7 protein-coding genes are annotated in these 10,431 nt (G+C 70.7%); 1 reads left to right on the top strand and 6 read right to left on the bottom strand.

The genetic code is table 11. The features are described 5' to 3' along the window. Nucleotides 1-12: 12 nt before the first annotated feature. From IPJ17_19590 to IPJ17_19565, 6 genes are all read right to left on the bottom strand, one after another. Complete coding sequence (locus IPJ17_19590) at nt 13-2,946, bottom strand: DUF11 domain-containing protein (GenBank protein QQR73647.1); 2,934 nt, start codon at nt 2,944-2,946, stop codon at nt 13-15. A gap of 181 nt (nt 2,947-3,127) precedes the next feature. Continuing rightward, complete coding sequence (locus IPJ17_19585; protein QQR73646.1) at nt 3,128-3,721, bottom strand: HDIG domain-containing protein; 594 nt, start codon at nt 3,719-3,721, stop codon at nt 3,128-3,130. Between the two features lie 57 nt (nt 3,722-3,778). Then, a complete protein-coding gene (locus IPJ17_19580; protein ID QQR73645.1) occupies nt 3,779-4,507 on the bottom strand; it encodes a hypothetical protein in 729 nt (242 codons plus the stop codon). A gap of 19 nt (nt 4,508-4,526) precedes the next feature. After that, the gene (locus tag IPJ17_19575; GenBank protein QQR73644.1) at nt 4,527-5,507 is read right to left on the bottom strand and encodes a GTPase-activating protein; all 981 of its coding nucleotides are present in this window, start codon (nt 5,505-5,507) and stop codon (nt 4,527-4,529) included. A gap of 187 nt (nt 5,508-5,694) precedes the next feature. Then, nucleotides 5,695-6,777, bottom strand: a complete 1,083-nt coding sequence (locus IPJ17_19570; protein ID QQR73643.1) for a hypothetical protein — start codon at nt 6,775-6,777, stop codon at nt 5,695-5,697. A gap of 56 nt (nt 6,778-6,833) precedes the next feature. Then, on the bottom strand, nt 6,834-8,369 hold the full coding sequence (locus IPJ17_19565) for an aldehyde dehydrogenase family protein (protein QQR73642.1): 1,536 nt from the start codon (nt 8,367-8,369) through the stop codon (nt 6,834-6,836). A gap of 116 nt (nt 8,370-8,485) precedes the next feature. Here IPJ17_19565 and IPJ17_19560 point away from each other — a divergent pair, with 116 nt between their 5' ends. After that, nucleotides 8,486-10,423, top strand: coding sequence for an O-antigen ligase family protein (locus IPJ17_19560; GenBank protein QQR73641.1), 1,938 nt, complete (start codon nt 8,486-8,488; stop codon nt 10,421-10,423). Nucleotides 10,424-10,431 lie beyond the last annotated feature (8 nt).

Raw genomic sequence — 10,431 nt, 5'->3', positions numbered from 1 at the left:
CCTGGATCCTCCTCAGTTCCCGAAAGACCGCGACCACGCCGAGAGGCTTCCAGACTCGAAGCCGTCGTCGAAGAGCGCGGAGAAACGGACCAGGCGGAGCCGGTCCAGGTTGGCGTCGAAGACGCTGCCGTTGGGAGTCGTGAGCGTGAAGCCGCAGATCGCCGATGCGGCACCCGCCGGCGACGAGAAGCTCTGGCTGAAAGTCGCCCAGGCGCCGGCCGTGTCGGCGACCGGACCGCCCTGGCCGCTGGTACCGACCGGAGACCCGCCGCAGCCCGGCGCGCCGTAGAACTCGCAAGCCCGGGTGACGCCGATGAAGACGAACGGCGCGGCGGTGAGCTTCACCTTGCCCGAGAGGTCGTAGCGCTGGCTGGCCACGATCGGCACGCACTGCCCGACCCCGGCATGTTCCGCCGTGGCGGTGGCCGCGGCGATGCCGGCCCGCGCCGAGCCCGACTGGGGCGAGGCGTCGCTGTCGGTCGGCGAGTGGGCGAGGGTGCTGCCGCTACTGGTGGAGCTCGTCCAGGCGCCGAGGTCGCAGTCGAAGTGGCCGTTGTGGAAGAGGTTGCCGACGTCGACGCGGAACAGGCGGGCGAAGTCGTCGCCCCCGGTGCCGTTGCCGTCGCCATCCAGCGGGTTGCCGGCGAGGTCGCGGATCGACGTTGAGCCGCAGACCAGGAGTCGCACTTGCGAGCTGGCGAGCGGCTCGGCGAGGTCGAGGGTCGCCGTGAAGCTGGCGCTCTGGTACGTCACCGCCGTCACGGCGACCGTGGTGTCGTCTCCGGTCGGTCCGGTGCAGGAGGTGGTTTCGAAGGCGAGGTTCCCGCCCGGCAGGACCACGCGGTAGTTGGCCGGGTTGGTCACGTCGTCGGGGTCGGAATCGCCCGAAGGATCGCGCACCGCCTCGTCGAAGGTCACGACCAGTTGCTGCAGGGCGGTATCGATTTGCTCGCAGGAGGTGATCTCCCCGTCGCCGGTCGACGGCACCGAATCGACGAGGGCGACCTGCGGCGGCACGATGTCGAGGTTGACCACCTTCGTGCTGCTGTTGTTCGCCGGGGTGGGGTCGACGCCGTTGGCGCCGTCGTCGGCGATCGTGGCGGTGTTGATGACCGAGGTCACGCCGACCGCGAGCGGATCGTCGAGCTGGACGGCGAAGCTGACCGTGCCGTTCGCCCCGCCGCCGGCGACAGCGCCGAGGGAGAGGGTGCACGGCGTGCCCGCCGGACTGTTGTCGGCGCAGCTCCAACCGAGGCTGGACGCCGCGCTGTCAAAGGTGGTGTTCGCCGGAACCGTCTCCGAGATCACCACCGCCGTCGCCCCCTGGTTGCCGACGTTGGCGTAGGCGAGCGTGAAGGTGAAGACGTCGCCCGGGAACGGCGTGGCCCCGGTGAAGTCCTTGGTGATCGAAAGATCCGGTGCCGCGTCGACCGGCGTCGTGTCGCTCGCCGAGTTGTTGGCGGGCGTCGGGTCGGCCCCGTTGGCGCCGTCGTCGGCGATCGAGGCGGTGTTGGCGAGCTGGGTAACTCCGGCAGCGACCGGATTGACCGCGGTGACGGCGAAGGTGGCCGTCCCGCTCGCTCCGCCGCCGTTCAGGGCGCCGACCGCGAGCGTGCAGGTGCTTCCGGCGTTGCCGTTCGGCGAGCAGCTCCAACCGGCGGTGCTGGCCCCGGCGTTGAAGGTGCTGTTGGCCGGGACGGTTTCGGTGAGGACGATGCCCGTCGCGCCCTGGTTGCCGGCGTTGGCGTAGCCCAAGGTGTAGGCGACCGTCCCGCCCGGCACGACCGAGGCGCCGCCGTCGCTCTTGGTGAGCGTCAGGTCGGGCGTCGCGTTGACCGGCGTCGTGTCGCTCGCCGAGTTGTTGCCGGGCGTCGGATCGGTGCCGTTGGCGCCGTCGTCGGCGATCGAGGCGGTGTTGGCGAGCTGGGTGACCCCGGCGGGGACCGGATTGACCGCGGTGACGGCGAAGGTGGCCGTCCCGTTCGCTCCGCCGCCGTTCAGGGTGCCGACTGCGAGCGTGCAGGTGCTTCCGGCGTTGCCGTTCGGCGAGCAGCTCCAACCGGCGGTGCTGGCCCCGGCGTTGAAGGTGCTGTTGGCCGGGACGGTTTCGGTGAGGACGATGCCCGTCGCGCCCTGGTTGCCGGCGTTGGCGTAGCCCAGGGTGTAGGCGACCGTTCCGCCCGGCACGACCGAGGCGCCGCCGTCGCTCTTGGTGAGCGTCAGGTCGGGCGTCGCGTTGACCGGCGTCGTGTCGCTCGCCGAGTTGTTGCCGGGCGTCGGATCGGTGCCGTTGGCGCCGTCGTCGGCGATCGAGGCGGTGTTGGCGAGCTGGGTGACCCCGGCGGGGACCGGATTGACCGCGGTGACGGCGAAGGTGGCCGTCCCGTTCGCTCCGCCGCCGTTCAGGGTGCCGACTGCGAGCGTGCAGGTGCTTCCGGCGTTGCCGTTCGGCGAGCAGCTCCAACCGGCGGTGCTGGCCCCGGCGTTGAAGGTGCTGTTGGCCGGGACGGTTTCGGTGAGGACGATGCCCGTCGCGCCCTGGTTGCCGGCGTTGGCGTAGCCCAGGGTGTAGGCGACCGTTCCGCCCGGCAGGACCGAGGCGCCGCCGTCGCTCTTGGTGAGCGTCAGGTCGGGTGTGGCGACGATCGGGGTGATCGTGGCGTCTCCCGGCGTCCCGGTGGCCGGGTCGTCCGTCGGGGTCGCTGGGATGTTCGTCCCCGTGACCGATCCCTGGTTGCTCACCTGGACCACGGCGGCCGGGACCGGATTGTTGACGGTGACCAGGAGCTCGACGGTGATCGAGGCTCCGGGCGGCAGATCGGCGATCGGGACGTTGACCTGCGCGCTGGCAGCGAGCGGGGCGACCGCGACGCCGAGCGCGAGCAGGCCGGCGGGCAGCCATTGGCGGCTGTTGCCGGCGATGCGGGACGAAGGGTTGACGGACATCCGGCGGGCTCCTCCGCGACGTCGAAAAGGAATCTGCGCTCGTTCCGCCCGCCAACGGGCGGACGGTGGGTCGATTTGAAATCGAGAGTGTCGAGGTAAGTCGTCCCGGCCACTCTACTCTCTTGAATAGAACACGAACAACCGGGGCAATCCGGGCGAAGAAGACTGACGCGGTCGCGTTTCAGCCGGCGAGACGCCCGTCGAGCTCGAGCGCCGCGGCAGCATCCTGCATCGCCGCGAGGACGTTGCCGACGTGGGTCCAGAGGTCGAGCCCTCCGGCAAAGCAGGCGCGGGAGAAGTCGGCGGTCACGCTCTCGACGTGCGGCCGATCGACTCCGGCGGCGAACGCCTTCTCCTTCCAGCGCTTCTGGATCGACTTGAGCTCGACGTCACGGACGTTCTTGCTCGGTCGGACGAGAGCGGCGGCGATCACCAACCCGGTGACTTCGTCGCAGGCGAGCAGGGCGAAGTCGATCGGACGGGAGCGCTCGATGCCGGTGCCCTCGGTGTTGTGCGAGAGGATCGCCGTCAGGATGTTCTCGTCGACGCCGCGCTGGCGCAGGAGCGGAATGCCGTCCTTCGGATGGGACTCGAGCGTCGGGTGGATCTCCCAGTCCCAGTCGTGGAGCAGGCCGGCGAGCCCCCAGCTCTCGACGTCCTCGCCGAGCTTTCCGGCGTAGAACCGCATCGCCGACTCGACGGCGACCATGTGGCGGCGCAGGCCGACGGCCTGCACGTGCTCTTCGACGAGTTTCCAGGCGGCCGAACGGTCCATCGCGGTTCTCCTTCGTGCGGTTCCTGCGGGAACAGCACGAAGGATACCAGCGCGGACTCAACGGAGCAGGCGAGCGAGATAGGCGAAGGTGGTGGCGACCGAGCCGCTGGCCACGAGCCCGCCCCAGCGATGGACGATCTCGGAGAAGGCGACGCGCGCCAGGCTCGCAGGGGCGACGTGCCCCCCGGTTGCGGCAACGACGCTCGCCCACTCGGTGTCCCAGCCGAAGACCTGAAGGTAGAGCTCCGAGCCGCGCCAGAGGAAGACCAGGGCGAAGACGATCCCGAAAGCCACGAAGCCGCGCGCCACCGGCGTTCCCTTGACCTCGCCGTGGATTTTCCGCAGCAGGTCGAGGTTGATGAGGGTGAGGAAGACCCAGTTGACGTTGCCGACCAGTCGGATGTTCCGCACGGTCGCCGCCTCGGGCTCCGGATTGATGACGAGAAAGACGAACGAGGCCGCGATCACACCGAGCGTGATGAGATAGACGGCGGCCTTCGATCCGCCGGTCTCGAGCGTGCGGGAGAAGACGTAGTACTCCTGGAAGCCGTGCGTGAGCACGAGGATGGCGATGGTTCCGATGATGGCGTGCAGCGACTCGAGTCGCGGGTCCCGCGCCCACGGCGTCACGCGATAGCCCTCGCTCACCAGGATGAGGAAGAAGCCGGTGGAGATGCTGGTCCAGATGCGGGCATTGCCGAGGCTGAAATAGAGGGCAGTGGCGCCGGCGAAGAACCAGAGGACGAGCTGGACGAGGTCGAGCGGCTGGATCGGCGAGTCGGGCATGGCGACCTCCGGAAGACGGTCAGGAGAGCGGGGTCGGCGGACGCGGTACGAGGGTCGACTGGCGTTCGGCGAGCAGCGTCGCGACGTCGGCCCGGAGCGCTGCGGCGCGCGAGCTGCCGACGAGGAGCTTGGCGGCCTTCTCGACGGTGGAGAGCAGCGGCTCGACGATCTCGGGATCGGCGAGCGCAACGACGCCTTGGCGTGCGGCGAGGATGCGATCGACGAGGTCGCCCGCCTTCGCTCCGAGGGGTCCGGCGAGGAGCGACCGCAGGTCGCGGTCGAGCTCGGCGATCACCTGCCCCCGTCGCCGCCGTTCGGCCTCTTCCTGCGCCGCCGACTCGGCGGCGCGGCGCTCCGCATGGTGGGCACGGGTCGTCGCCCAGAGTCGTGGCGTGTCGATCACCTCGAGAAGGTCGAGAGCGGGGCTGCCGTCGGCGAAGGCATGCAGGTCGACCTTGGTGCCGGGCAACGAAGCGATCTTCTGGTATTCGTTGGCCGAGGTGCTGATCGACTCCGACCCGTCGTGGAAGAAGCCGAGCGGGTTGCCGGAGAGGAAGAAGATCAGACCCGAGCGATCGGCGGTGTAGACCCGCAGCGCGCCGGTCAGCCGGTCGCTCTTCACCTTGGCGAGGAGCGAGCGCACGTCGATCAGCGCGAGGTTCTGCCCCTCGAACAGCGCTTCGCCGTGGAAGAGCCCGTGCAGAGAGCGCGCGAGATCGGGAGCGACGCGGTAGGCATCCATCCGCCCGGGGACCGACAGGCTGAGGTCGAAGGTGCGGGAGATCGCCGGCAGATCGACGCGACGCTCGCCGTCCTCTTCGCAGACGGCGTCGACGAAGCGCCCCTCGATGAACAGGAAGTACGCCTGAGAGCTGGGGAAGTGCAGGTGGGCATAGCCGGTCACGGCGTCACTGCGGAAGCGGCCGAGCAGTTTCGGCAGCTCCACCGACGCCAAGTCCAGCGCCTCGATGAACGCGACTCCCTTGGGAAGGACCCACATCGACTGGCCTCGTCTTCGTGGCACGGCTTGGCGGAAGCGCCCCTGGGCACCCTCCGGCCCCCCGTCCGCGCAATCTCGCCGTCAGGCTTCGCTCGGTCGGGCGGGAGCGAGCGAGACGGCGACGCTGCGGCAAGGTAGCACGCGGTCGCACCGTGCGCACCGCCCGAAAGGAGGGCGGTGCCCCGGCTCAGGGCGCGAAGCTCCAGCGCACGCGGTAGATCTCGGCGGGCTCGAGTTGGTGGGCGAGGGCGTCACGCAGCTCGTGTTCGTCGGGAGCGGGAGCGCTGTCGGCGAGCGACGCGACGAAGGCGTCGACGTCGACCTCCGGTTCCGCCTCGCCCTCTTTCGGCTCCTCGAGAGCATGCAGGAACGGGGCGAGCGCCGGCCACCGCTCGGCGAGACGCGCCAGGGCGCTCCAGAGGTTCAGTCCGGGAACGGCGACGGTGCCGTCCTCGCGCCGCTCGAACCCTTCGACCTCGAGGATCGAGCCGCGGACGACGACGATCAGCGGGGCCGGGAAGGGGTCGAAGACCCGTCGCGTGCGCTCGTCGAGCGTCTCGGCCTCACCCTCGGCGACGGAGAGCGACTCGGCGATCGCGCTCGTCGATTCGTCGAGCCGATCGAGGATCGTCTGTTCCTCCGCTTGTGGCGGCGGGAGCTCCTCGTGACCGGGGCTGTCGAAGAACTGGGCGAAGAGCTCGCGCTCACGGACGCCGCTGCCACCGGCAGCGCGGCGAAGCGCCTCGACGTCGCGCAGGTAGGCCGACACGTTGCGACTCCAGGCGGCGATCTGGCGCTCGACCTCGCGCTGCTCGGAGCGACTCGCGCGAGAACCGGCTCCCGGCAGGAAGGTGAGCTCGCCGATCCCCGGTTCGCGGTGGAAGCTCATCGTCACCGGCGAGTCGGCGAAGAGCCGTTCGAGCGACGAGAGGTCGTCGAGCAGCGCCGTCCGCTCGGCCGCGATCAGCGTGCCACGGCGTCGCTCCCAGGTGAGGCGCTCTTGCTCGGCGTCGAGCTCGGCGAAGCGTCGTGACCAGGGATCGACCCCGGCAGCGATGTCGTCGCGCCAGGTGCGCAGGCGCTCGGCGACGCGCGGGTTGCGCGCCTCGTCGGCGGCGAGTTCGACGTGCGACGAGACCCGGGCGCGACCGCCGGGCAGGAGCTCGAGGTCGAGCCGTTCGACGACCGGCGGGCCGAAGCAGGAGCTCGCGCCGAGCAGAAAGACAGCGAGGGCGGCGAGGCCCGACCGTTGGATTCGGAGGTGCCACACCGCCCTCGAGCTCATGCGGGAACCTTATCGCGGCTCGCCGGTCCTGCGATCCTGGATCAGAGGTCGAACTTCACCCCTTGGGCGAGCGGCAGGTCGGTGCCGTAGTTGATCGTGCAGGTCTGCCGCCGCATGTAGACCTTCCAGGAGTCCGAACCGGCCTCCCTCCCGCCACCGGTTTCCTTCTCTCCACCAAACGCCCCGCCGATCTCGGCGCCCGAGGTGCCGATGTTGACGTTGGCGATGCCGCAGTCGGAGCCGTCGGGCGAGAGGAAGCGCTCGGCCGAGCGCACGTTGAGGGTGAAGATCGCCGAGGAAAGACCCTGCGGCACGGCGTTGTGCATCTCGATCGCTTCCTCGAGCTGGTCGAACTCGAAGAGGTAGAGGATCGGTGCGAAGGTCTCCTCGCAGGTGATCGGCATGTGCGGCACCGCTTCGACGAGCGTCGGCTCGACGAAGAAGCCCGGACGGTCGAGCACCTTGCCGCCGGCGAGGATGCGGCCGCCCTGGCTCTGGGCGATCTCCAGCGCCTTCTTGAAGTCGGCCACAGCATTGGCGTGGATGAGCGGCCCCATCACGGTCGACGGATCGGCGGCATCGCCGACGCGGATCGTGCCGTAGGCCTTCACCAGCCGCTGCTTCATCTCCGCCGCGATCCCCTTCTGCAGGAAGAGGCGACGCGTCGTCGTGCAGCGCTGCCCGGCGGTGCCGACGGCGGCGAAGAGCACGGCGCGCAGGGCGAGGTCGAGGTCGGCGTCGTCGGTGACGATGATGCCGTTGTTGCCGCCGAGCTCGAGAATCGAGCGACCCAGCCGGTCGGCGAGGTCGCGCGCGATCTGCTTGCCCATGCCGACCGAGCCGGTCGCCGAGATCAGCGGAATCCTCGTGTCCTTGACCATCGGCACGCCGACCGCCTTGCGGTCGCCGAAGACGAGGTTGAAGATCGCCGGGGCATTGGCGGCTTTGAGGACGCGCTCGGCGATCTTGGTCACCGCGAGCGCGGTCAACGGCGTGTGCTGCGACGGCTTCCAGAGGTTGGCGTCGCCGCAGACGGCGGCGAGCATCGCATTCCACGCCCAGACGGCGACGGGGAAGTTGAAGGCCGAGATGGTGCCGACGACGCCGAGCGGGTGCCACTGCTCGTACATCCGGTGCTTCGGGCGCTCCGAGTGCATCGACAGGCCGTAGAGCTGGCGCGACAGGCCGACGCAGAAGTCGGCCATGTCGATCATCTCCTGCACCTCGCCGAGCCCTTCGGTGGGAACCTTGCCGACTTCGAGGGTCACCAGGCGACCGAGGTCTTCCTTGTGCTTGCGCAGCTCTTCGCCGAGCAGGCGGACGACCTCGCCGCGCTTCGGTGCCGGCCAGCGCTTCCACTCGTCGAATGCCTTGACGCTCGCCGCCGCGACGCGATCGTAGTCGGCGGCCGAGCAGGTGCGGACCGAGGCGATCGGCTCGCCGGTCGAGGGGTTGAGCGACACGATGGCCGGGCCTTGGGTATCGATCCAGGTGCCGTCGAAAGCGCCGGGGTTGTTGTCCGAAAGTCCGAGCCGGGCGAGAAGCTCGGCGGCAGAAGAAGTGGTGGTGACCGTCATGGGAATCTCCTCGTCGTCGGGAGTGGGTACGGCAGGACCTCGAAGGATAGCGCAGCGGCGTGCGGGAGCCGCCGCGCCGATGGGTGGGGTGCCAGAGTCGATAAGATCGACCTCCGGTGATCGCTCTCCTCCCTGCGGCTCTCGCGGCGCTCTTTGCCTTCGCTTGCGGCTCGCTGTGGGGCGGGGCGGGGTCGGCCGGCGCGGTGCTCGGTCAGGGGGCGCTGCTCGCCTTCGCCCTGGTCGGGGCGCGGGAGGCGGCCGACCCGTGGCGGCTCGGCAAGCGCCTCGCCTGGTTGCCTTGGGCCGTCTGCGCGGCAGTTGCCGTGAGCGTCGCGTGCTCGCCCGTGCCGCGTGCCGGCCGCGTCGTCCTGTGTCTGGCGCCGGCCTTCGTCCTCGCCGTCCCGGCCACCGCGCGCTGCTTCGCCTCGGAACGCGGCCGCGAGCAGGGAACGCTCGCCTTGATCTTGATGGCGAACGCCGTGGCGATCACCGGGCTCTTCGATCTCGTCCAGGGGGGAGGTCGGGCCGCCCGGCCGCTCGGTCATCACCAGCTGCTCGCCGCCTTCCTCGTCGCCTTTCTGCCGCTCGTGCTGCTCCTGCTCGGGAGACGCCAGCCCTGGCGCGCCCTGGCGATCGTCTCGACGCTCGCCGTCGGCGGAGCGATCGTCGCCTCCGGCTCCTTGCTCGGGCTGCTCGCCATGGCCGTGGCGGCGGCACTGGTCGCCGTCGCGTCGCGACGCGCCTGGCGCCTGGTGCTCGGCTTCGCGCTGCTCGCCGGCGCCGCGGCCATGCCCCGGCTCGAGCAGGTCTGGAGCGGCCAGGACCCCTCGACGCTCGCCCGCGGCGGCTATCTCGCAGCGGGATGGCGAGGGATCCTCGAACGGCCGATCGTCGGTTGGGGACCCGGGTCGACGCCGTGGACCGTGGCGCGCCACTTGCGACCGGCGCCGTCGTTGCGGCCCGCGGGAGAGTTGGTCGGCGACCTGCACTCGGCGCCGGCGGAGCTCCTCTACGAGCTCGGGGTGACCGGCACGACGCTGTTCGTCGCCACGCTGGCTGCCTTCGCATGGCGCCGCTCGCGTCGCGGCGCGACGGATCGCTACCTCCGGCGTGCCGCGGGGGCCGGCCTCGTCGGTCTCGGCGGAGTGGCGCTCGGCAACGGTGCCCTGGCCGTGACCGCCGTCCCGCTCGCGGCCGCCCTGTTGGCGGGGGTCGCGATGGCCGCGGAGGGAGCGCCATCCCCGCCGACCGGGTCCGGACGCCGGGTCGCCTGGGTGGCTCGCCTCGGGCTGCTGGCGGCGGCCTGCGCTCTGGCGCCCCTCGGCCTCGCCGAGCGGGCCTACGAACGGGCGGCGGCTGCGGCGAGCGCGGACGAGGCGCGCGTCGCGCTCGATCGTGCGGTCGAACTCGATCCGCAGTTTCCGCTCTACCGGGCGCGTCGTGCCTGGCTCGATCGGCGAAGCGATCCGACGGCCGCCGCCGAAGCGGCGCGAGCGGCGGCGGTCGATGCCTCGGACGTCGCTCCGCTCTGGCTCGCCGCAGGTGTCGCCGGTCGCGAAGCGGGGGCCACCTGGGCGCTTGCGGCGCTGGCGACGGCGTGCGAGCTCGATCCGATGGGTCCGATCGCTCCCTTCCAACTGGCGATGGCCGCGCCCGACCATGCCCGGGCCGCGGAATGGATGGCGCGTGCGATCGCCTCCGAGCCGGGCCTGCTCGCGGCGGTCTTCTGGGAGAGCCACGAGCCGCTGCTGGACAAGAGCCTGCGGCGGATCGAGAGCGATCGCCGGCTCGACCTCGGATACCGCGCCGAGCTGCTGGAGCGGGCGCGCCAGGTCGGGCGAGGTCAAGGGGGGCTCGCCGAGCTCGGCGTGACCTACGACGGGCGCGGCGAGACCGCCGGCTCGCTCTACCTCTTCCGGCGCCGCCCCTGGCGCACCCAGATCGGCGGCATCGAAGTGCGCAAGGGGCAGATCGGCAAACTGGCGCTGCCATCGGCCTCGCAGCTACCGACCACGGCGGCCGAGTTCTTCGCTCCTGCCGGTTGTCGTCCTTAACCGAGAAG

The sequence above is a fragment of the Holophagales bacterium genome (assembly GCA_016699405.1).
Lineage (GTDB): Bacteria > Acidobacteriota > Thermoanaerobaculia > Multivoradales > JAGPDF01 > JAAYLR01.
Note: the sequence above shows the minus strand (reverse complement) of the source record. Positions and strands in the feature narration are given on the sequence as shown.